This is a genomic window from uncultured Sphingomonas sp. (genome assembly GCF_913776855.1).
In the GTDB taxonomy this organism is placed as follows: Bacteria; Pseudomonadota; Alphaproteobacteria; order Sphingomonadales; family Sphingomonadaceae; genus Sphingomonas.
In genome coordinates, this window is the sequence record NZ_CAJYQD010000017.1 from 1 (window position 1) to 21861 (window position 21861).

23 protein-coding genes and 1 pseudogene are annotated in these 21861 nt (G+C 69.0%); 15 read left to right on the forward strand and 9 right to left on the reverse strand.

Going from position 1 to position 21861, the window contains the following annotated elements; translation table 11 throughout:
- The 6 genes and pseudogenes from QZ755_RS04110 to QZ755_RS04135 form a co-directional block, all read left to right on the forward strand.
- Positions 1 to 204 (forward strand): annotated as a pseudogene (locus QZ755_RS04110) (elongation factor 4); the annotation flags it as partial.
- A gap of 603 nt (positions 205 to 807) precedes the next feature.
- A complete protein-coding gene (locus QZ755_RS04115; RefSeq protein ID WP_294320033.1) occupies positions 808 to 1116 on the forward strand; it encodes a phasin family protein in 309 nt (102 codons plus the stop codon).
- 49 nt (positions 1117 to 1165) lie between these two features.
- On the forward strand, positions 1166 to 1924 hold the full coding sequence (modA, locus tag QZ755_RS04120; RefSeq protein ID WP_294320035.1) for a molybdate ABC transporter substrate-binding protein: 759 nt from the start codon (positions 1166 to 1168) through the stop codon (positions 1922 to 1924).
- Positions 1924 to 2613 carry a molybdate ABC transporter permease subunit gene (gene modB / locus QZ755_RS04125; protein ID WP_294320036.1) on the forward strand — a complete coding sequence of 230 codons (690 nt, stop codon included), beginning with the start codon at positions 1924 to 1926 and terminating at the stop codon, positions 2611 to 2613. Before modA ends, modB begins: the two co-directional genes overlap by 1 nt.
- Positions 2603 to 3223, forward strand: a complete 621-nt coding sequence (locus QZ755_RS04130) for an ATP-binding cassette domain-containing protein (RefSeq protein WP_294320038.1) — start codon at positions 2603 to 2605, stop codon at positions 3221 to 3223. The genes modB and QZ755_RS04130 overlap by 11 nt, the downstream gene beginning before the upstream one ends.
- A 59-nt stretch (positions 3224 to 3282) precedes the next feature.
- The gene (locus tag QZ755_RS04135; protein ID WP_294320040.1) at positions 3283 to 3984 is read left to right on the forward strand and encodes a hypothetical protein; all 702 of its coding nucleotides are present in this window, start codon (positions 3283 to 3285) and stop codon (positions 3982 to 3984) included.
- Here the strand turns inward: QZ755_RS04135 and QZ755_RS04140 are convergent.
- From QZ755_RS04140 to QZ755_RS04150, 3 genes are read right to left on the reverse strand one after another with little or no spacing between them, the layout of a single operon-like run.
- Positions 3975 to 4394 (reverse strand): hypothetical protein, encoded by a 420-nt coding sequence (locus QZ755_RS04140; protein ID WP_294320042.1) that lies wholly within the window; start codon positions 4392 to 4394, stop codon positions 3975 to 3977. The two genes, QZ755_RS04135 and QZ755_RS04140, sit on opposite strands and share 10 nt — an antisense overlap.
- Positions 4382 to 4831, reverse strand: a complete 450-nt coding sequence (locus QZ755_RS04145; protein WP_294320043.1) for a hypothetical protein — start codon at positions 4829 to 4831, stop codon at positions 4382 to 4384. Before QZ755_RS04145 ends, QZ755_RS04140 begins: the two co-directional genes overlap by 13 nt.
- On the reverse strand, positions 4828 to 5370 hold the full coding sequence (locus tag QZ755_RS04150; protein WP_294320045.1) for a hypothetical protein: 543 nt from the start codon (positions 5368 to 5370) through the stop codon (positions 4828 to 4830). The genes QZ755_RS04145 and QZ755_RS04150 overlap by 4 nt, the downstream gene beginning before the upstream one ends.
- Positions 5371 to 5539: 169 nt before the next feature.
- Between QZ755_RS04150 and QZ755_RS04155 the strand changes: the two genes are divergently transcribed.
- From QZ755_RS04155 to QZ755_RS04170, 4 genes are all read left to right on the forward strand, one after another.
- Positions 5540 to 8059 carry an alkaline phosphatase PhoX gene (locus QZ755_RS04155; RefSeq protein WP_294320047.1) on the forward strand — a complete coding sequence of 840 codons (2520 nt, stop codon included), beginning with the start codon at positions 5540 to 5542 and terminating at the stop codon, positions 8057 to 8059.
- A 224-nt stretch (positions 8060 to 8283) separates the two neighbouring features.
- On the forward strand, positions 8284 to 8589 hold the full coding sequence (locus QZ755_RS04160) for a PadR family transcriptional regulator (protein ID WP_294320049.1): 306 nt from the start codon (positions 8284 to 8286) through the stop codon (positions 8587 to 8589).
- Entirely contained in the window at positions 8586 to 9212 is a 627-nt protein-coding gene (locus QZ755_RS04165; RefSeq protein WP_294320050.1) for a hypothetical protein, read from the forward strand. The genes QZ755_RS04160 and QZ755_RS04165 overlap by 4 nt, the downstream gene beginning before the upstream one ends.
- A gap of 62 nt (positions 9213 to 9274) precedes the next feature.
- The gene (locus QZ755_RS04170) at positions 9275 to 10324 is read left to right on the forward strand and encodes an alpha/beta hydrolase (RefSeq protein ID WP_294320051.1); all 1050 of its coding nucleotides are present in this window, start codon (positions 9275 to 9277) and stop codon (positions 10322 to 10324) included.
- Positions 10325 to 10514: 190 nt separating this feature from the next.
- Here QZ755_RS04170 and gspD read toward each other — a convergent pair whose 3' ends face one another.
- Genes gspD through gspG form a run of 5 tightly spaced genes read right to left on the reverse strand, consistent with a single transcriptional unit; the run spans position 10515 to position 14758 of the window.
- Positions 10515 to 12566, reverse strand: coding sequence for a type II secretion system secretin GspD (gspD, locus tag QZ755_RS04175; RefSeq protein ID WP_294320055.1), 2052 nt, complete (start codon positions 12564 to 12566; stop codon positions 10515 to 10517).
- Positions 12567 to 12577: 11 nt separating this feature from the next.
- Complete coding sequence (locus QZ755_RS04180) at positions 12578 to 13357, reverse strand: type II secretion system protein N (RefSeq protein WP_294320057.1); 780 nt, start codon at positions 13355 to 13357, stop codon at positions 12578 to 12580.
- On the reverse strand, positions 13354 to 13845 hold the full coding sequence (gspI, locus tag QZ755_RS04185; protein WP_366509158.1) for a type II secretion system minor pseudopilin GspI: 492 nt from the start codon (positions 13843 to 13845) through the stop codon (positions 13354 to 13356). Before gspI ends, QZ755_RS04180 begins: the two co-directional genes overlap by 4 nt.
- The gene (locus QZ755_RS04190) at positions 13842 to 14318 is read right to left on the reverse strand and encodes a prepilin-type N-terminal cleavage/methylation domain-containing protein (RefSeq protein ID WP_366509159.1); all 477 of its coding nucleotides are present in this window, start codon (positions 14316 to 14318) and stop codon (positions 13842 to 13844) included. The genes gspI and QZ755_RS04190 overlap by 4 nt, the downstream gene beginning before the upstream one ends.
- On the reverse strand, positions 14306 to 14758 hold the full coding sequence (gene gspG, locus QZ755_RS04195; protein ID WP_294320058.1) for a type II secretion system major pseudopilin GspG: 453 nt from the start codon (positions 14756 to 14758) through the stop codon (positions 14306 to 14308). The genes QZ755_RS04190 and gspG overlap by 13 nt, the downstream gene beginning before the upstream one ends.
- A gap of 67 nt (positions 14759 to 14825) precedes the next feature.
- Between gspG and gspL the strand changes: the two genes are divergently transcribed.
- The 5 genes from gspL to glsA all read left to right on the forward strand — a co-directional run bounded on the left by gspL (position 14826) and on the right by glsA (position 20343).
- The gene (gene gspL, locus QZ755_RS04200) at positions 14826 to 15911 is read left to right on the forward strand and encodes a type II secretion system protein GspL (protein ID WP_294320059.1); all 1086 of its coding nucleotides are present in this window, start codon (positions 14826 to 14828) and stop codon (positions 15909 to 15911) included.
- A complete protein-coding gene (gspM, locus tag QZ755_RS04205; protein WP_294320061.1) occupies positions 15908 to 16405 on the forward strand; it encodes a type II secretion system protein GspM in 498 nt (165 codons plus the stop codon). Before gspL ends, gspM begins: the two co-directional genes overlap by 4 nt.
- Positions 16402 to 17883, forward strand: a complete 1482-nt coding sequence (locus QZ755_RS04210; RefSeq protein WP_294320064.1) for a GspE/PulE family protein — start codon at positions 16402 to 16404, stop codon at positions 17881 to 17883. The genes gspM and QZ755_RS04210 overlap by 4 nt, the downstream gene beginning before the upstream one ends.
- A 172-nt stretch (positions 17884 to 18055) precedes the next feature.
- Positions 18056 to 19282: a type II secretion system F family protein gene (locus QZ755_RS04215; protein ID WP_294320066.1), complete on the forward strand. Its 1227-nt coding sequence runs from the start codon at positions 18056 to 18058 to the stop codon at positions 19280 to 19282.
- A gap of 143 nt (positions 19283 to 19425) precedes the next feature.
- Complete coding sequence (gene glsA / locus QZ755_RS04220) at positions 19426 to 20343, forward strand: glutaminase A (RefSeq protein ID WP_294320067.1); 918 nt, start codon at positions 19426 to 19428, stop codon at positions 20341 to 20343.
- 168 nt (positions 20344 to 20511) lie between these two features.
- Here the strand turns inward: glsA and QZ755_RS04225 are convergent, their stop codons facing one another.
- Complete coding sequence (locus QZ755_RS04225; protein WP_294320068.1) at positions 20512 to 21840, reverse strand: amidohydrolase; 1329 nt, start codon at positions 21838 to 21840, stop codon at positions 20512 to 20514.
- Between the last annotated feature and the right edge of the window lie 21 nt (positions 21841 to 21861).

A 21861-nucleotide genomic window follows, 5' to 3' on the forward strand; every position in this document is an offset into this window, starting at 1 on the left:
ATCGGCGGCAAGGTGATCGCGCGCGAGACGATCAGCGCGATGCGCAAGGACGTGACCGCCAAATGCTATGGCGGCGACGCCAGCCGCAAGCGCAAACTGCTGGACAAGCAGAAAAAGGGCAAGGCGAAGATGCGTGAATACGGGTCGGTCAGCATCCCGCAGGAAGCGTTCATCGCCGCTCTGCGGATGGGCGACGACAATTAATGGGTGCGGCCACGAGCCGCGCCGTTACGCAATGAAAAAGGGCCGGCGCTGCTACAGCGTCGGCCCTTTCGGTATCTGACAGCGACTGCGTGTCAGAGGACGTTCATTACCAGCTGCACGGTCAGTGCGACACCGGCCCACCCCAGCGCGGCGAGGCCCGCGAGGGTGACGATCGTCGTACGACCCGAATACTTGCTGTGCATCCTGCTCACCCTCTCCGTTTTTTCTCTCTTGCGACAAACTGTCCTAAAAAAACGACGATTGCAAATTTATGAAATGCGGAAATCGGGCGAAAAATGCTGCAATTTAGCAGCTTGGCGTATGGTCCGGCTCAAAATTGCTGCACCGCAAAATCGCCCAACGGGAGGTGTGTGTTCCGAATTGGCACGAACCTGTGGCCGGCTGTTCGCAGGTGCGATGTGACGGTATAGTATCACGACGGGCCGAAAATATTTTTTCAGGCCAGTCAGCAAACTGTCAGAATCGGGCTCGTCGAGCCGATCGGGGGAACGTTCGGGCCAGCGATTGCCGATTTGGCGGGAACTTTCCGGCGTTCCGAGCGTCGGGCGATACGGATAATTTTGCCTGTAACAGGAGCTGCCCATGGTCGATACCGATTCGAATCCCGCTGCCGACGCGACCGAGCGGATGCGGGCTGCCGGCAGCGCGATGACCGAGCAGGGGTCGCAGCTGGGCCTGACCATCCTGTCGCAGGCGGAAGCGAATACGCAGGAAGCGTTCCGCGCGATGCGGGCGGCCGCGCAGGCCAATGACCTGAACGAGGTGATGCGAATCCAGTCGGACTATCTGCGCGATCAGGGCGCGCGGTCGATGTCGCAGGCGCGCGAGGTCAGCGAGATGATCGCGAATTTTGGCCGCAACGCCATCGGGCAGATGACCGGACGCGGTTGATCGCGAAGGCATGGTCCCAGTTGCGGGCAAAGGGGTTCAAGGGGGCGGGATGATCCGGCGAATATTGTTGCTGCTGGCTGGCCTTATGCTGGCCGCCCCTGCGACCGCGCAGTCGCGCCCGCCGGTGGTGCTTGCCGCCGCCAGCCTGCAGGAATCGATGAACGCCGCCGCCGATGCGTGGGCGAAGAAGGGCCATGCCCGTCCGACCCTGTCGTTCGCCGCCAGTTCGGCGCTGGCGCGGCAGGCGGCGGCGGGGGCACCCGCCGACCTGTTCGTGTCCGCCGATGTCGAATGGATGGACGATCTCGACAAGCGCGGATTACTGGCGCGCGGAAGCCGCGTGAATCTGCTCGGCAACCGGCTCGTGCTGATCGCGCCGGTCGATAGCCGGGTGCGCGTGGCGTTGCGGCCGGGCGTCGACCTGCGGCCAGCGCTGAACGGTGGCCGGCTGGCGATGGCCGATCCGGATGCGGTGCCGGCCGGACGCTATGGCAAGGCGGCACTGACCGCGTTGCGCGGCTGGGACACGGCGGCGCCGTCGGTCGTACGCGCGGAGAATGTCCGCGCCGCGCTGGCGCTGGTCGAGCGTGGTGCCGCGCCGCTCGGCATCGTCTATGCCACCGATGCGAAGGCGTCGGCGAAGGTGCGCGTCGTTGGCGTCTTTCCCGCCGCCAGCCATCCGCCGATCACCTATCCGATCGCCCGGCTGAAGGCGTCGCAGAATGTCGAGGGTGAGCGGTTCCGCCGCTTCCTGGTCAGCCCGGCGGGTAAGGCCATTTTCGTGCGATACGGATTCAGCCCTCGCTGATGCCCGACAGCGCCGAATGGGCGATCGTCCTGCTGTCGTTGAAGATCGGGGGCGTGGCGATGCTGGCCGCGCTGCCGGTCGCCTATGCGCTGGCGTGGGTGCTGGCGCGGGGGCGGTTTCCGGGCCGGGTGTTGCTGGACGGAATCGTCCATCTGCCGCTGGTATTGCCGCCGGTGGTGACCGGGTGGCTGCTGCTGCTGGCATTCGCGCCGACCGGGCCGATCGGACGGTGGCTGGAGGCGTGGTTCGGGGTCAGCGTGTTGTTCCGATGGAGCGGCGCGGCGATCGCGGCGGCGGTGATGGCATTGCCGCTGATGGTGCGCGCCATCCGCCTGTCGATCGAGGGCGTCGACCGGCGGCTGGAAAGCGCGGCGCGGACGCTGGGGGCAAGTCGGACAAGGGTGTTCTGGAGCGTGACCGCGCCGCTCAGCCTGCCGGGCGTACTGGCGGGCATGGTGTTGGGGTTCGCGCGGGCGCTGGGTGAGTTCGGCGCGACGATCACCTTCGTTTCCAACGTACCGGGGGAGACGGCGACGCTGCCGCTCGCCATCTACAGCGCGTTGCAGGTGCCGGGCGGTGAGGCGAGCGTGGTGCGGCTGGCGGTCATGTCGGTCGCGCTGTCGTTGATCGCGCTGATCGTGTCCGAGGGGCTGGCGCGGCGGGGCGGGCGGAGGGTCCATGTCCTTTGACATCGACGTGACCGTCCGGCTGGGCGCGGCGGTGATCGGCGCGGTGGTGCCCGACGACGATCGCGACAATGGGCTGACGGTGCTGTTCGGCCCGTCGGGGGTGGGCAAGTCGAGCGTGCTGAACATGGTCGCCGGGCTGCTGCGTCCTGCTGCCGGCCATGTCCGGGTCGGCGGCGTCACCCTGTTCGACGCGGCGGGGGGGATCGACGTGCCGGTGCCCGATCGCCGTGCCGGGTATGTGTTTCAGGAGCCGCGGTTGTTCCCGCATCGCCGGGTCGCGGCCAATCTGCGCTATGGCATGGGGCGGGGCGAGCCGCCGATCGGGTTCGATGATATGGTCGCGTTGCTGGGGCTGAGGGACCTGCTGCACCGCTGGCCCGCCACCTTGTCGGGGGGGGAGGCGAAGCGGGTGGCGATCGGGCGGGCGCTGCTGTCGGGCGCGCGGTTCCTGTTGATGGACGAACCGCTGTCGTCGCTCGACCGCGCGCGGCGCGAAGAGGTGATGGCGACGATCGAGCGGCTGCGCGACGCGCTGCGCCTGCCGATCCTGTACGTGACGCACGACGCGGCGGAGGCGGAGCGGCTAGCGACGCGGATCGTCGCGATGTGACCATCGTTCCGCCGCAATCCGCAGCTGATGTCGTAACCGAAACGATCGGGAGTTCGACGATGCGGAAGTTGGTGGCGGGCGTGGCGTTGTTGACGGCGGCTCCGGCGATGGCGCAGGATGTCGAGCCGGACGGCCCGGACATCGTGGTAACTGCCGGCAAGCCGTTGAACCTGGATGCAAAGGTGCTGCGCGCCGGGCAGCGCCGGTTTGCCGAGGATCGCGGCGCGCTGGCGCCCGGCGGTGCGTTGCGGTTCGAACTGTGGCGTGGGCGCAGCCGGATTCCGGCGGCGACGGTGCCGATCACGCTGCGCAACGAGGCCGGGCAGACGGTGCCGGTGGCGATCGACGGCGATGGCCGGATCGCGTTCGGCGACCTGCCGAAAGGGCGATGGTTCCTGACCGCGCCTGCGCAATCGCAGGGTATGTCGCTGCGGCCGGTCGTACTGTCGGCGGGAACTTCGCCGACCGATCGGCGGCTGGGCGACCTGCGGCTGCAATGCCGGGTGATGCTGTCGATGGCCAAGGCGCAGGCGTCGTTGCTGGCGATGCCGTTGATGGGGCTGCTCGATGCGATCGGCGGGTGCGAGAGCAAGCGGGTGCATATGTTCCATCGCGCCGAACAGGCGCTGGCCAGCGCGACGGCAGTGACGTCGAGCGGCACACAGGCGCTGGAGCTGTCCAAGCGGGGCGATGCCTATCTGGCGCCGCTGAACGACCGGACGATGGGCAACGACGTGCGGGTGAAGATCGCCTATCGCTGATCGTCGCTGCCGGGCATCGGCACGCGCGCGCTCTGTCCGCCACGGGTGAAATAGGCGGCGTCGATGGCGAGGCTGCGCAATTGCCAGCCATCGATGCTGTCGCCGGGCGACAGGGTGCGGGTACCTTCGCTGCCGCGCACCAGCGCCACCGCGTCCCGGCCGAGCCGGCCGACGACGCCCAGCAGCTGTGGCGCATCGGCGGGCAGCGCGTCGGCGGCAGGCGGGGCAAAGAGCGTGCGGGCGAAGGCGGCGCGCAAGGGGGGCGGTGTGGCCGGCGCGGCGAGCGGGGGCGTGGCGACGGACGTGACCGTCGCTGGTGCCGTTTCGCGCAACAGCCATGGCGGCACCGCCAGCGCGATCAGCACCGCGCCCGCCAGCAGCGCGTGTTGACGCAGGCTCAGCCCCGCCACGGTGCCACCAGCGTCGCGTCGAGCCGTACGCCGCCGGGCGCGGCGGTCAGCCGCCATGCCTGCGCCCGGATGGCGGGACGCGCACGCTCCAGCGTATCGGCAAAGGCGATAACGGCCTTTTCGGTGCCCGACGCGCGCAGCGTCAGGACGGCGAGCGGTGCCGGGGCGGCGGGATCGGGGACGAGGGTTTCGATCAGCACCCCGCCGCGCGCGGCGTCGGCGCGCACCCGCGCGGTCAGGCGCGCACGGGCATCGGCGGCATTGTCAGACGGAAAGGCCGCGTCGGCGGTGGCGAGCGGCGGGACGGTTGCGCTTGCCTCGACCCCGGCGGCATCGCGTGCGGCGCGGGCGGCGGCAAGGTCGCCGAGCGCGTCACAGGCGGGGATCACCAGCAGCGCGGCAATGCCGCACGCGATCAGCGGCAGGCGCGGGATCACCGCCGCTGCTCCAGCGTGACGCGCATCCGCCCGTCGCCATCGGTACGCGCCTGCGCCGTCGCGCGCAGGCCGGGCAGCGCCGCGACCACCCGGTCGGGATCGGGGGCGACGACCTCCATCGACATATGGCCCGCGCCGTCGCGCTCGACCCGCAACAGCGCGGCATCCTTTGGCAGATCGCGGGCGGTTGCCTCGAGCGTGCTGCCCAGCGTCGGCAGGCGCCATGTCTGTTGCAGCAGGACGCGCGCGCGCTGTGCCGCCGCCTGTTCCGCGATCTGCGGCGCGGCGCGGCGAGCGATGGCGCGGCCTTCGTCCTGTGCGCGGGCGGTCAGGGCGGCGGCACCGCCCCAGGTGAGCAGCGGCGTGGCGAGGATCGCGGCGGCCAGCAGCAGCGATGCCCGGTCGAGAGACGCGCGGGGCGGAGTGGGCGCGGGGGGCGGGGTAGGCGCGCGCTCCCGCCGGGCCGCGCCGACCGCCCGGTCGAACAGGCTGGGCCGGATCGGCGCGCTGTCATTGGCGGGGCGGGGGTCGGCGGCCATGCCCGTTCCCTACGCCCGGCATCGGCGGGGGCACAAGCCAGTCATCGAACTGTCGTCGTTTCGCCACGCAGGCTTCATCGATCCGCAACCGCGCTGTCGCAGCGATGCGCCAACGAGGGGGCAGGGAGGGTGCCGGCATGGCCGGTGTCCAGATATGCGGGGAAAACCAATGACGAACACCGACCTGACCATCGGCTATGACGATGGCGACATCGAAACCAACCCCAGCACCGGGCCGAGCCTGCAGGATCTGGTCGACCAGCGTTATTCGCGGCGCCAGGCGCTGCGCGGCGGTGCGTCGACCGCGGCGGTCGCGGTGTTCGGCGGCGCGCTGCTCGCGGCGTGCGACGACAAGGCGCAGGGCATCGACAATACCGCGCCGGTCGTCGGGGCCACGTCGAGCGGTGCGACCAGCGCGGGGCGTGTCGTCACGCTGACCGGCACCGCGACCGACGACAATGCGATCGTTAGCCAGGTCTTTACCCAGGTGTCGGGTCCGACCGTCGCGATCAGCAGCACGACGCCGGGCACCGCGACGTTCATCGCGCCGGCGGTGTCGGCCGCGACCAACCTCGTCTTCCGCTATACCGCGACCGATGCGAAGGGTGCCGCGAGCAGCAGCGACATCACCGTCGCCGTGTCGCCGCCGACATTGGGCTTCACCGCCGTCGCCAAGAGCCTGGCCGACATCGTGAGCGTGCCGTCGGGCTATACCGCCAGCGTGCTGTATCGCCTGGGCGATCCCTTGAACGCCGCGACGTCGGCGTTTGCCAATAACGGCACCGACACCGGCTATTCGGCGCGCGCGGGCGATCACCATGACGGCATGAGCTATTTCGGTCTCGCCGCCAGCGCCAACACGCCCGACGCGACCAATTCGACGCGCGGCCTGCTGGTGATGAACCACGAGAATATCTCGGAGCAGTATCTGCACGTGAACGGGCAGACGGTGGTGAACGGCGCGCGGCCGACGTCGGAAGTCGTCAAGGAGATGGAATGCCACGGCGTGTCGGTGGTCGAGGTGACCCGCGCATCGACCGGCGAATGGAAATATGTCCAGGGATCGGCGCTGAACCGCCGCATCACCCCCTATACCCCGACCGCGTTCAGCGGCCCGGTAAAGGGCAGCCCGCTGCTGTTCACCGCCTATTCGCCCGATGGCACGACCGGGCGCGGCACGATCAACAACTGCGCCAACGGCCACCTGCCGTGGGGCAATTACATGACGTGCGAGGAAAACTGGGCAGGCTATTTCCGGCGCGACAGCGGCGACAACACGACCCGCACCGCGCTGGTCGGTGCCAAGTCGACGCAGGCGTTCACCCGCTATGGCCTGTCGCAGCGCAGCGGCAATTACGGCTGGACCACGGCAGCGGAGGCGACCACCGGGCAGACGCTGATCGGCAAGTTCAACGCGACGATCGACCCGACCAAGCCGCTGAACGGTACCGGCGATTTCCGCAACGAGCCGAACCAATATGGCTGGTGCGTCGAAATCGACCCCTATGACCCGACCTCCACCCCGCGCAAGCGCACCGCGCTCGGCCGGATGAACCATGAAGGCTGCTGCCCCGGCCGCGTCTTCGCCGGGGTCAAGCCCGCCTTCTACATGGGTGACGACGCGCAGAACGAATATATCTACAAGTTCGTGTCGAACACGGCGTGGTCGGACGCCGATGCGACAGCCAGCAACCGGCTGGCGATCGGCGACAAGTATCTCGACAGCGGCACGCTGTACGTCGCGAAGTTCAATGCCGACGGGTCGGGCGAATGGATCGCCTTGGTGTTCGGCCAGAACGGCCTGACCGCCGCCAACAGCCTGTATCCCTTCGCCGATCAGGCCGATGTGCTGACGCATTGCCGGCTGGCGGGCGATGCGGTCGGCGCGACGCGGATGGACCGGCCGGAATGGACCGCGGTCAATCCGGCGACCGGCGAGATGTACTGCACGCTGACCAACAATTCGTCGCGCGCGCCGGCCAATGTCGATGCCGCCAACCCGCGGTCGTACATCGATCCGAAGGTCAACAGCAGCTCGCGGTCGACCGGCAATGCCAACGGCCACATCATCCGCCTGCGCGAAGCCGGCGACACGACCGAGGCGACGCGCTTTGCATGGGACGTCTATGCGTTCGGCGCCGGATCGGACCTCGATCCGACCAACATCAACCTGTCGGCGCTGGATGCGACCAACGACTTCTCCAGCCCCGACGGGCTGTGGTTCGGCCGGCCGTCGAACGCATCGGGGCAGGTGACGCCGGTGCTGTGGATCCAGACCGATGACGGCGCATACACCGACGTCACCAACTGCATGATGCTGGCTGCGATGCCGGGATCGGTCGGTGATGGGGGGACGAAGACGATCACCAACACCGGCGTGTCGGCGACCAGCACCGCGACCACCCGCATCGGCAAGGCACCGGGCACCGCGCTGCGCCGCTTCCTGGTCGGGCCGGTCCAGTGCGAGATCACCGGCATCGAATCGACGCCGGACGGCCGGTCGCTGTTCGTGAACATCCAGCATCCCGGCGAAGGCGGCAACGTCGCCGCGATCAGCAGCAACTGGCCGGCACTGCCGACCAGCGGCAGCAGCGTGATTTCGGCGAGCGCGGCGGGCACGGCGGGCACCCGCCCCCGGTCGGCGACGATCGTCATCACCAAGAACGACGGCGGGGTGGTCGCGCTGTAAGCGCGGCGTTCCGCCGGGCACAGGGCGGGCGGTGGTCGAAGGACCGCCGCCCGTTTTGCGTCCAAAGTTCACGAAGTTCACACTCGCGGCGCAATTGCACCAGAGCGATGGCTGTCGCGTCGCGAAGGGGGGTGGCTGGATCGGTCAGCCACCCTGACAGTGGCGTGGCAAGTAGGAAAGCACCGGGCGTTGACTCTTAAATCTACATATGTTTGATCTGTGCCATGGTTCGCGAACGACGCCCTTCGAAACAGATGATCGCGCTGTTGCGGCTCTTGTCCGACCGGCCGCAGGAATGGCGGCACGGCTATGACCTGATGAAGCAGGCCGGACTGTTGTCGGGCACGCTCTATCCGCTGCTGATGCGAATGGGGGATCAGGGGCTGGTCGAGGCGCAGTGGCAGGAACCGACCCAGCCCGGACGCCCGCCGCGCCATGCCTATCGCCTGACCGGCGCGGGGCTGGCGCTGGCGTGGTCGATCGCGGACGGCACGCCCGACGGCGGTTCGTCGAGGGCGGTGCCGGCATGAGCGACGCGCTCGCCCGGCTGCTGATGGCGCTGGCGACTTGCTGGCTGGGCGAGGCGCGACGCGACTGGGCGCAGGCGATGCGCGCGGAATATTTCGAAGCGGCGGATGCGGGCGAGGCGCTGGGCTTTGCCGCCGGTTGCCTGTCGAGCGCCGCGCGCACGATGCTGGGCGAGGCCGAGGGGCGGTTCGCGGTGGCGGCGCATGTGCTGGCGGTCGGCGTGCTGGTGCCGATGGCGGGGCTGTTGCTGGTCAGCGCGGCGCTGGGCTTTCCCTATCTGGCGTTCGAGGAGGTCGGCGTGGGCGTGTTGGGCAGCGGTTGGCCGCAGGGCGCGGTCAATGTCGGCAACCGCAACGGCGTGCCGCTGCTCGTGCTGCTGACCGGCGTGACCGGTATCGGGCATGTCGCCATCGCCTGGGCATTGCTGGAGCGCGACTGGGAGCGGGTGACCCGCTACGCGCGGATCGGGGCGGCGATGCTGGCGACGACCTTCGCCTTTTCGGGGGTCCTGTTCCTGTATAGCCCGTGCGCCCTGCCGCAGCTGACCATCGTCTGCGGAGAGCTGGTGCTGGTGTGGCTGGCGGTGCGCTGGCACGACGACCTGCCCGTCTGGTCCAGCGCCTGACCTGACCGGCCCGCGCGGTCGACCCTTTCCCTTGCCCAACCTGTCCAACGGAGTGACCGACGATGATCGCCGCACGACGCCTGCTGCCGCTTGCCCTGTTGATCGGAGTGCCGGTCGCTCCGCTGTTCGCCCAGACGCCGCCGAACAAGGAAGCGGTCCGGATCACGTCCGATCCGGGCGTTACGCTGGCGGGGGAATTGCAATTGCCGCCTGGGGTGAAGCGACCGCCGGTCGTGCTGCTGCTGGGCGGCGCGGGCGAGTCGCCGCACGGCATCTATCCGCTGCTCGAACAGAAGTTGCTGGCGCGGGGGATCGCGACGCTGAGCTTCGACAAGCGCGGGGTGGGCGCGTCGACCGGCACCTTCTTCGACGCGATCGACGTGGCTGAGCGTGACGCGGCGGCGGTGCTGGGATGGCTGCGCACACGGGGCGACGTGATCGATCCGTCACGCATCGCGGTGCTGGGGATGAGCCAGAGCGGGGTGATCGGCCCGGCGCTGGCGGTCGCCACGCCGCGCGTCGCCGCACCGCCGATCGCGGCGGTGGTGATGCTGTCGGCCCCGGCGGGCGAGCGGGGCAAGCTGTTCCTCGATTCGATGCACGAGCAGCTGGCGACGTCGGGGATGAAGCCCGAGCCATTGGCGGGTGTGATCGAGGCGACGCGGCGCTACCTAGACGACCTGACCGGCGGGGCGGCGCCGGGGCTGATTGCGGCGGGCCGGGCAGGCGTGGTCGATGCGTTCGTCACGGCGGGCTGGACCGCTGTGCAGGCGGAAGGGGCGGTGAAGACGCTGAGCGATCCGGCGACGTCCTCGCTCTACACCGTCGGGCCGGGGGCGGAGCTGCGGCAGGTGAAGGCGCCGGTACTGGCGCTCTATGCCGCGGGCGATACGGTGGTGAGCAACCGACTTGCCATCCCCTCCGCATTGGGTGCGCTGGCGGGCAATCCCGATGCGACGGTGGCGCGGATGCCGAAGGTCGAACATGGCTTCAAGCCACTGGTGACGACCGAGGGCGGCAAGGCGGAATATCGCGGCTGGCCGATTTCCGATCCCGATACGATCGACCTGATCGACCGGTGGCTGGGCAAGCGATTGGGGGTGGCGGGGTGACTTTGGTCGGTTCGGGAGGTGTCGCGCCTGCGCCACCATGGGGTTGCCGTACCCTTGCGCAGGCGGGGGGCCAGAGCCAGAAACGCCGCCGTTCGTTACCCTGGACCCCCGCCTGCGCGGGGGTAGGTAGTATTGGCGCGACACAGCGCTACTCTGGGTAAGCTACGGTAACGGGCGGCCGTACCGCCCCTCAATAAATTCCGTCGATTTCCATCGTCAGGCGCGGGGCGGGGGGATTGAGCAGCAGGCTGCGCTTGTCGCCCTGCAACACTTCCTCCTGCCGCAACCGGTCGTAGCGGTTGCGGGCGGCCGCTGCCGCATCGGCACCGTCGCGGAGGATGGTGGGTTTCAGGAAGACGAACAGTGTGCGCTTCTGGCGGCTTTCGTTGCGGCCCTTGAACAGCTCGCCGACGATGGGAAGGCTGCCGAGGATCGGCACCTGGCTGCGCAACCGCTGGTAATCGTCGCTGGTCAGGCCGCCCAGCACGATCGTCTGGCCGTTGTCGGCAAGGACGGTGGTGTTGGCCGAGCGCTTGTTGGTCACGATGTCCGCCGCGCCGCTGACCTGGGTCTGGGCGATCGAGGATGCTTCCTGGCTGACCTCCAGCCGGATGGTGTCGCCAGCGTTGATGCGCGGCAGGACCCGCAGCGTGATGCCGACGTCCTTGCGCTCGATCGTGGTGTAGGGATTGGCGTTGCCGTTGCCGGTCAGGATCGATCCGGTGCGGAACGGCACCTCCTGTGCCACGACGAACTCACCCAGCTTGTTGTCGAGGACGGTGATCTGCGGCGTCGAGAGCAGGTTCGCCTTTTGCGAGGTGCTGAGCGCCTGTACGAGGATCGAGAAGTCGTTGCCGATGCCGATATTGGCCGACAGGCCGCCGCCCAGCAGGCTCGCAGCGGGGACGCCCAGCACGCCGAGGATACGGCCGAGCGAGGCTCCGCCATTGTCAAACGACGTGCCCGCGCCCCGGACCTGCGTCAGCGCCGCGCCGGCCGTGCCGATCTGTACCGCCAGCCGTTCGGCATCGTCGCCGGTGATCTCCGCGATCGCCGCCTCGATCAGCACCTGCGGGCGGCGGACGTCGAGGTCGGGGATCAAGCGTTCGATCTGGGCGATGGCGGTCGGCGTGCCGCGCACGACGACGGCGTTGATGTCGGGCGCGGGCTGGACGGTGATGTCGGGGGTGGTGAAGCCCTGTGCCGGAGTGGTCGGCTGGTTCTGACCCACGGTGCTGATGCTGCCGCCGGTGCCGGTCGCGCCGCCAAGGCCCCCTGCGGCCCCGGCCAGCGCGCCCGCGTTCGCACCGCCATTGGCGATCAGGCCGGACAGCGCATTGCCGGCATTGTTGCGCTGGCTGACGGTAGAGAGGCTGCGCGCGACCGGATTGGTCGCCGACTGCTGCTGGCCGAGGATGCCGCGCAGCACCTCGGTCACGCTTTCGGCATCGGCATAGTTCAGGCGGAAGACGCGGGTCGACATCTGCGCACTGCCGCCGCGCGCGTCGAGCGACTGGGCGATGCGGCGGGCCTCTGCCACGCCGGCGGGGGTGCCGCGGACAAGGATGGTGTTGCTGCGTGGATCACCGGCGACGCGCGCGCCGCCTTCGCCCAGCACCGCCTGCATCGCGGTCGCAATATCGGCGGCGTTGCCGTTGGTGAGCGTGATCGTCGCGAAGGTCGATCCGCCGCCGCCGTCGAGGGATCGGGCCAGCGCCTCGATCCGGCGGACATTGTCGGCATAGTCGGTGACGACGATCGCGTTGGGCTGGGTCAGCGGTTCGACGCTGCCGAAGCTGGCGACCAGCGGGCGGACGATCCGCGCGGCATCGGCGGAAGGCACGTTGGACAGGCGGACCATGCGCGTCGTCAGTTCCTGTCCGCCGACGCCCCGCTGACGCACGCCGCCGTCGCGGACCGCATTCGCCTGCGGGATGATGCGCCATGCCGAACCGGAGCGGACGGCGGCGAAGCCGTTGGCGCGCAGCACCGACTGGAACAGTTCCCACACCCCGCCGGGCGACAGCGGTTCGGCGGAGGTGACGGTCACCTGTCCCTTCACCGTCGGGTCCAGGATCAGCGTGCGGCCGGTGATGCGGCTGATCTGGTCGGCCACGTCGGCGATCTCCACGCCGCGCATGTTGACGACGATGTCGGCGGCCTGGGTCTGCGCGGCCAGTGGCGACAGGCTGGTCGCGGCGAGCGCGAGGGTCAGGAACGCGGTACGGATCGGATGGCGCACGGGGATAGGCCCTAACGGATGGGAATGGAGACGGTGATCGGCTTGCCGTCGCGAAGGATGGTAACCTGTGCCTGCCCCGATGCGGCGGCGCTGGCGATGGCCGAGTTGACCGCAGAGGGATCGGTCATGGCGGCGCCGTTGACCGATTGCACGACGTCGCCCTGCCGCATTCCCGGCGGGGCGTTGGCGCCGATCGCATAGCCGCCGGCGACCGGCGTGGCATTGAGGCGGGAGAGAACTGCCTGGGCGCTGGGCGGCGGGGCGGCGGCGGCGGGGGCGGGCTGGGCCATCGGCTGTCCGGGGGCGGCGGGGGCGGGCGTGCCCGGCGTCGGCGTCGCTTGTCCGAACGGATCGGGAAAGGCGAGATATTCCAGCCGACCGCCATTGTTCAGGATGATGCGGTCGCGGCGAATCTCCGTGACCTGCGCGCCGGCCAGCGCGTCGCCGACCTTGTAGGGCTTGGCCGGTTCGTTGCCGATCGACACGAACGAGATCGACAGTTCGGCGGGGCGGGCAAAGACGACCCCTTTAAGGATCGCCTGGATACCGGTGGGGCTGGTCGCGTCGGCGGCGGTCGGGCTGCCGAACGGGCTCCAGGCGATGGCGGGGCCGCTGTCGATCGTGACCGCGCGGGCGCGGGCGTCGCCGGGCACGGTGATCGCCCCGGTATCGGCATGACCCGCAATCCGCCAGACTAGGCCGGCAAGGGCAAAGGCGACCGAGACGATCGCGGCGGCGGCGAGCCAGTCGACCCAGCGTTCGCGGAAACGGAGCCGTTCGACGACGATCATGCCGCGTCCTTGCGCAGGAATCCGTCGAGCCGGGCGAGGGGCGCGCTTTCCCCGGCGGGGGCGACGGTGATGGTCACCCGGTCGAGCGCGGGGTCGCTGGTCGCGGTCCGGTTCACCGCCACGCTCCAGTTCCGCCCCAGCATGTCCACCGTTTCCCCATTCGCCTCCGGCGTCCCCACTTCCAGATCGGCCAGCCGGTTTTCGGCGACCCACATCGCGATCGCGCGTCGTTCGACGCCACGGGTCGAATCGATGTGCTGTTCGACCGCGCCGATCAGCCCTACCGTGGCGATCGCCAATACCGCCAGCGCCACCATCGCCTCGATCAAAGAAAAGCCGGCATCTGTATCCTCCCCGCCCGCGGGGGGGGGGACCGTCCGCGCAGCGGATGGTGGAGGGGGAGGGCCGCAGACGCAACAGTTGCGTGCGCGGACGCCCCCCTCCACCATGCTGCGCATGGTCCCCCTCCCCGTGCCGGGGAGGATCATTGCGTCACCTTTGTCGCACGCGCCGTCACGCCGTCATATTGCACGCGCCACGTCTGATCGCCGCCGGTGACCGTCGCACCCAGCGGTTGTCCGGTGCCATCGACCCCCAGGATCACCGGCGGCGCGGTGTCGAGCGCCATGACCATGCCGCCGGGCAGGGTGTGGAACGCCAGCGCATCGTCGGTGATCGGGGTCAGCCCCTTCGGCCCCACCCGCGCAAAACCATAGCCGTGCGTGTCGGTGGTCAGCGCGATCAGCCGGTCGCCGAGCATCGCATCGTCTGCCGCCGCCTGCAGCCGGACGGCAAGGCGACGAGCCTCCGTCTCGACATTGGGCGCGCGGGTGGCGGCGCCGATGCCCAGGCTGACCGCGCCCGCCGCCACGCCGATGATGGCGAGGACGATCAGCATCTCGATCAGGGTCATGCCGGATTGGCCATGACGATGGGCGGCGGCGTGGATCAGCGCGCCGATCCGTCGATGTCGGCGTCGAGACCTTCGCCGCCGGGCTTACCGTCCTTGCCGAGCGACCGAATCGTGAAGCGGCCGCCGGTCGATTCATACACGTACGGATTGCCCCACGGGTCCTGCGGCATTTGCGACAGGTAACCGTCGGGCGGATAGGCGCCGGGGACCGGCGGCTGGGTCGGTTTTTCGACCAGCGCCTTTAGCCCCTGTGTCGTCGTCGGGTAATCGCCATTGTCCAGCCGGTACATTTTCAGCGCGCCGGAGATCGACTTGATGTCGGTGCCGGCGGTCGTCACCCGCGCCTGATCGGGGCGGTTGATGACGTTGGGCACGATCAGCGCGGCGACCAGCGCGATGATCGCCAGCACGACGATCATTTCGACCAACGTCAGGCCCGCTTCATGGGTTGGGACAGAAACCTTGCGGGCGGCGGGGTTCGCGGCCAAGGTGTCACGAAACTTTCGGAATAAGATGCGCATCCACGCCCCAATGCGTCCACACGATGAAGCCATTGTGACAATCGAACCCGCGCCCGCCGGTCCGGCCACCGGCGTGTGGGCTGTCGCGGGCGGCGAAGCCATCTTAGTCGATGGGGCGGTCGCGGCAACAACCTTGCTCGTGCCGTCCGAATCGGTCCTTCTCTTGAGCGTCGACCTGCCGTTGCCCAGCCGGGGGAAGCGGCTGGCGGCATTGCCCTTCGCGATCGAGGACCGGATCGCTGATCCGCTGGATGCGGTGCATCTGGCGCTGGGCGATGCGGTGGGCGATCGGCGCTATCTGGTAGCGGTCGTGCGGCACGGCGTGATGGCGGAGTGGATCGCGATCGCCGAGGCGGCGGGCATCGCCGGGGCGGCATTCGTGCCCGATGCGCTGGTGCTGCCGGTCCCGGTGGAGGGGTGGAGCGTCGAGGTGACCGGCGCCCGCGCGCTGGTCCGCGCCGCCGACGGCACCGGATTCGCGCTGCCGTCGCCCATGCTGGTCGCGGCGTGGGGGGCGGCGGGGCGGCCGAAGGTCGCGGCGTCGGGCGATCCGTTGCCGGAGGCGATGGCGGGCGATGGCGTGGCCTTTCCGTTGGCATCGCTGGCGGATCGGGTGGCGGCGGCGCCGATCGACCTGCGACAGGGGGCCTATGCCCGGCGGCGGACGGCATGGCCCAGCACCACGCGCAAGGTCGCGATGATCCTGGGCATCGCCGCGCTGGCGCATGGCGCGATCGCGGTGGCCGATACGCTGATGCTGCAACGCATTGCCGATCGGCGACAGGACGCGCTGCAACAACTGGTCGCGACGACCGCGCCGTCGGTGCCGACCGGGGGCGACGATTTCATGGTACGCGTCGCCGACCTGCTGCCGCGCCCGACCGGGAGCAACCGCTTCGTGCCGCTGCTCTCGCGGGTCGGCGGGGCGCTCAATCCGATCGGACCGGTGCTGGTGGTGCGGACAATGACCTTCGAAGGAAATGTCCTGACGATCGAATGTGAGTCGCCCGAAACCGGCATGGCCGACCGGGTGCGTGCGGCATTGGCGGCGGCGGGGGTCGCGGCACACGTCGTGGCGGCGCCGGGCGGGACTTTGCGCATCGTGGCGCGCGGGGCATGATCGTCCTGCTGAAACGCAATGCCCGGATCGAGGCGGCGCTGGGCCGCTTCGACAGCTGGTGGCAGGGGCTGACCACGCGCGAGCGGGTGCTGGTCGGTACGCTGGCGGCGCTGCTGGCCGGGGTGGTGCTGGTGTACGGGGTGGTGAAGCCGGTGCAGGCGGCGCGCGCGCAGGCCCGCGCCGACATTCGTCAGGCCGAAACGCTGATGGCGCGGGTGCGAGCCGCCGGCCGATTGGAAAGCGCGCCGCAGACGATCGCCAGCGGGCCGCCGCAGTCGGTCATTACCTCGACCGCCGCGACCGCCGGGTTGCAGCCGGTGGTGGCGGAGGCGAACGGCGCGATCACCGCAACGTTGACCGACGCACCCTATCCGGCGGTGGTGACGTGGCTCAGCTCGGTCGCGTCGACCAGCACCATCGGCGTGCGGCGCGTGGCGATGCAGCGTGGCGCCACGTCAGGCCGGGTCAATGCGACCGTGGAGTTCCAGCCATGACCGACACGCTGCTCCACGCCGAACCGGTGCGCCTGCCCTATGGCTATGCACGCAAGGGCGGCGTGCTGATTCGCCTCGGCAAGGGCGGCATGGAATGCGTCCACCGGGCGGACGCGACGCTGGACGCGATGCTGGAGGTGCAGCGGGTGGCGCCCGGCGTGCCCTTCGTCGCGCTGGATGATGGGGCATTCGATGCGGCGTTGCAGGCGAGCTATGGCGGCAGTGCGTCGACTGCCGCCGACATCGAACTGGCCGAAACCGATCTGGCGGCGCTGGCCGACAGCGCGGCGGCGGTCGACGACCTGCTCGACGCGCGCGACGATTCGCCGGTGATCCGCCTCATCAACGCGCTGTTGCTGGAGGCGATCAAGGAGGGCGCGTCCGACGTCCATGTCGAGACGCAGGAAAAGCGCCTCGTCGTCCGCTTCCGTATCGACGGCGTGCTGCGCGACATCGTCGAGCCGCCGCGCGCGCTCGCCCCGCTGCTGGTCAGCCGGATCAAGGTCATGGCGAAGCTCGACATTGCCGAGCGCCGCACGCCGCAGGACGGCCGCGTGACGCTGCGCATCGGCGGGCACGACGTCGATGCGCGCGTGTCGACCATGCCGACCCAGCATGGCGAACGGGTGGTGCTGCGCCTGCTGGAGCGCGGGGGCATGATGCTCGACCTTGCCGGCCTGGGCATGTCGGAGCGGGACGAGGCGGTGTTCGGGCGGTTGCTGGAGCGGCCGCACGGGCTGTTGCTGGTCACCGGGCCGACCGGATCGGGCAAGACGACGACGCTCTATACCGCACTGACCCGGCTGAACGACCGCCGCCGCAACGTGATGACGGTCGAGGACCCGATCGAATATGAACTGGCCGGCATCGCGCAGACGCAGGTCAACCCGCGTACCGACATGACCTTTGCACGGGGTCTGCGCGCGATCCTGCGGCAGGACCCCGACGTCATCATGGTCGGCGAAATCCGCGATCAGGAAACGGCGCAGACGGCGGTGCGATCGTCGATGACCGGCCATTTCGTGCTGTCGACGCTGCATACCAATACCGCGATCGGATCGGTCACCCGGCTGATCGACATGGGGGTCGAGCGGTATCTGCTGGCACCCATGCTGGTCGGGCTGGTCGCGCAGCGGCTGGTGCGGCGGCTGTGTGTGGAGTGCCGCTGGCAGGACCGCGCGACCGAGGCGGACAGCGTGCTGCTGGGCGGGGCGATCAAGCCGGGCAAGAAATTGTGGCGCAAGGGCGGGTGCGAGGCGTGCCATCACGAGGGTTATCGCGGGCGCGCGGGCCTGTACGAGGTCGTGGCGGTCGATGACCGGTTGCAGGCGATGATCCATAATGGTGCTGCCGAAGCCGAGCTGGAGCGCGCGGCGCGGGTCGATAACCCGGCGCTGCTGGACGATGGGGTGGCCAAGGTCCGTGCCGGGGTGACGACGGTCGAGGAGGTCGCGCGGGTCGTGCGGGACGAGGGGTGAGTTTCACCGCCCTTAACCCCACCCGCTTGGTTCGAGTAGCGATCGAGCGAAGTCGAGAGCGCGTATCGAGAACGGGGTTCCGCTGGGCGGGCGTTCTCGACGGACGCTTCTCGACAGGCTCGAAGCTGCTCGAACCGAACGGATTTCTGCTTGGGATGGGGTGGGGGCTGCCATGACCGCCTACACCTACCGCGCGGCATCCCGCACCGGCGCGACCGTGAAAGGCGTGATCGAAGCCTCCAGCCCCGCCGCCGCCCGCGCGGCGCTGCGTGAGCGCGGCGAACTCCCGCTGTCGGTCGAGGAAGCCGCCGAGAAGGGGCCGAAGCTCGGCAGCATCCAGCTCCCCCGCCTGTTCCGCCGCGGGGTTTCGGCCAAGGCGCTGGCGACGATGACGCGGCAGATCGCGACGCTGGTCGGGTCGGACATTTCGATCGAGGAATCGCTGCGCATCGTCGCCGGACAGGCGGACAATGCGGCGGTCAACGCGCTGCTGCTCGACGTGCGCGCCGCGATCCTCGACGGGCGCAGCTTTGCGCAGGGGCTGGCGCGACATCCCAAGGCGTTTCCCGAATTCTATCGCGCGTCAGTGGCGGCGGGGGAACAGTCGGGGCGACTGCCTGACGTCCTCAACCACCTCGCCAATTTCGTCGAGACGCGGCAGGCCAATGGGCAGAAGATGCAGCTGGCACTGCTGTATCCGTCGCTGCTGGCCACCGTCAGCTTCGGCATGATGGTGCTGCTGATGGTCTATGTCGTGCCCGATATCGTCCGTGTGTTCGTGTCGCGCGGGGCGGAATTGCCGTTCCTGACGCGGGCGCTGATCGCCTTGTCGGCATTCATCCAAAGCTATGGGCTGTACGTCGCGGTCGGGGGGCTGGTGCTGTTCCTGGTCGGTGCGCGGTGGTTGCGGGTGCCGGCCAACCGGTTGCGCGTCGACCGGCGGCTGGCGACGCGCGCGCCGTTCCGCCGCTTCAGTCGCCAGCATAATGCGGCGCGCTTCGCCGGCAGCCTCGCGACCTTGGTCGGCAGCGCGGTGCCGCTGGTCGAGGCGCTGCACGCCGCCGCCGCCGTCACCCCCAACCGCTTCGTCCGCGACAAGGCGCTGACCGTCGCGGCGCGGGTGCGCGAGGGGTTGTCCTTACGCGCGGCGATGGCGGAGGCGGAGATTTTCCCATCGATGCTGGTCGCGATCGTCGCGTCGGGCGAGACGTCGGGACGGCTGGCCCCCGCGCTCGACCGTGCGTCGGGCGAACTGGAGCGTGAACTCGACGCGCTGGTCGCGACCCTGGTGGCGCTGGTCGAACCGATGGTGCTGCTGCTGATGGGCGGGTTGGTGCTGATGATGGTGCTGGCGATCCTGTTGCCGATCATCAATCTGAACAATCTGGTGACGATCTGAAGAACGTATCCCCGCGCAGGCGGGGATCCAGGGTAGCAGGCGCTGCCGTTTGTGGCTCTGGACCCCCGCCTGCGCCGGGGTACGGTTCGTTTGGCGATCGGCGCGTGTTATTGCTCTCGGCTGTCTCGCAACAAGGAAACGTCATGACCGACCTCGCCCGCATCGTTGCCGAGGTGACGGAGGAGATCACCGCCAACGCGGCCGAGATCGAGGCGGCGGCCGATGCCGGACTCGACTATCCGCCCGACTGGTTCGGCATGGCGGTCGCGACCGCCGACGGGCAGCTCCATCATGGCGGCTATTCGCATATCCGCTTTCCCGTACAGAGCATCGCCAAGGTATTTGCGCTGGAACTGGCGCTGGAGGCCTGCGGCGACGAGGTGTTCAAGCGGGTGGGCCGCGAGCCGTCGGGCGATCCGTTCAATTCGATCGTCGACCTCGAACGCAACAAGGGCGTGCCGCGCAACCCGTTCATCAACGCCGGCGCGCTGGTGGTGTGCGACATCCTGGTCGAGCATAAGGGCGACGACGCGTCGGCACGCGCGGTAGTCGAGTTTGTGCGGCGAGAGGCCGGGCTGGCCGACGTGATCCTGAACGACGATGTGCTGGAAAGCGGGCGCAAGGGCGGCGACCTGAACCGTGCGATGATGAGCTTTGCCAAGCATCACGGCAATCTGCACTGCGACATCGACGAGGTGATGGAAGCCTATGTCCATCAATGCGCGATCGAGCTGAGCGCACAGTCGCTGGCGCAGGCCGGGCTGTTCCTGACCCGCACCGCGCGGACCGGCGATCGCGAGGGCGACGAGCGCGCCAAGCGGACGCGGCGGTTGCTGTCGCTGATGACGACCAGCGGTCAATATGACGGGTCGGGAGATTTTGCCTACCGGGTCGGGCTGCCGGCCAAGAGCGGGGTGGGCGGCGGTATCCTGGCGATCGTGCCCCAGGTCGCATCGATCGCGGTGTGGTCGAACAATCTCGACCGGCAGGGCAATTCGATCCTAGGGGTCAGGGCGCTGGAGTTGCTGGCGGACAAGGCGGATTGGTCGGTGTTTGGGTAGGGGCTTTTGGCCTTACCCTTTCCCCCCTCCCGTTCGCTTCGAGCTTGTCGAGAACCGCAGTCGAGAAGGGGTTGCCTCGAAGACAGGGTTCTCGACGGACGCTTCTCGACTGCGCTCGAAGCTGCTCGAACCGAGCGGGGGTATGGGGCCGAACGAAGCAGGAGGGTGTCACCCCGCCTTTTGCGGCCCCAGCAAATCCAGCACCGCCGCCGTCATCGCGATCGTGCCGGTGACGATCGACGGTTCCGGCGCGACCTTGAACAGCGGCGAATGGTGCGACGGGACCGGCGGACCGCCATTCTTCGCCGCGACAATATCCGCCATCGGGGTGCCGCCGACCGCGAAATAATAGCCCTTCACCCTGGAATCGGGCTGGACCAGATAGGCGAAGTCCTCCGCGCCCATGCCGGTCTGTTCGAACGGCACGACGTTCTTCGGACCCAGGGTAGTCGCCATCACCGCGTTCAGCCGGCGGGCGAGGGGACCGTCGTTGATCGTGGTCGGCGTACCCTCGATCACCTTGGCAGTCGGCATTCTGTCGGCGGGCATCCCGTTCAGCGTGCCGATGCCGGTCGTCACGCGCTGGATGCCGTCGAGCAGCTGCTTGCGCGTCACTTCGTCATTGGCACGGACGGTCACCTGCAGCTTGGCCATGTCGCTGATGATGTTGTGCTTCAGGCCGGCATGGAATGATCCGACGGTGACGACGCCGGGGTCGAGCGGCTGGCGTTCGCGGCTGATGAGGCCCTGCAGCGCGATCACCAGCTGCGACGCCATATAGACCGGGTCCTTGCCGGCATGGGGGCTGGCCCCGTGCGCGCCGATGCCCGGCACGTCGATATCGACCGAATCCGAAGACGAATATTGGATGCCCTCCGATGCCGACACCATGCCGGTGGGAAGCCCGGCGGCGACGTGGAAGGCCAGCGCATAGTCGGGCTTGGGAAAGCGGCTGTAGAGGCCGTCGGCGACCATCGCCTTCGCGCCGCCGACGCGTTCCTCGGCGGGCTGAACGATGAAGACGATCGTGCCCTTCCACCGGTCCTTCAGGACGGCCAGCCGGCGGGCGGTGCCGACCATCGACGTGATATGGGTGTCGTGGCCGCAGGCGTGCATCACCGGCGCCTCCACGCCGTCGACGCCGACCTGTCGTACCTTGCTGGCATTGGGCAGGCCCGATTTCTCCTCGACCGGCAGGCCGTCCATATCGGCGCGGACCAGCACGGTGGGACCAGCGCCGTTCTTCAGCACGCCGACCACGCCGGTACCGCCGACACCGGTGGTGACCTGCATCCCCGGCACCTTGCGCAGCTCGGTCGCCATGCGCTCGGCGGTCTTCACCTCCTTGAACGACAATTCCGGGTTGCGATGGAACCAGTCCCACATCTCGCCCAGCGACGCGCTGTAATCGGCGCGGACGGCGGGTGCCCAGTCGGGTTCGGCCATGGCGGGCGTGGCGGCCAGCAGGCAGGCGGCGGTGGCGATCAGTGTGCGCATCGAATGTCCCCTTTGGCTTCC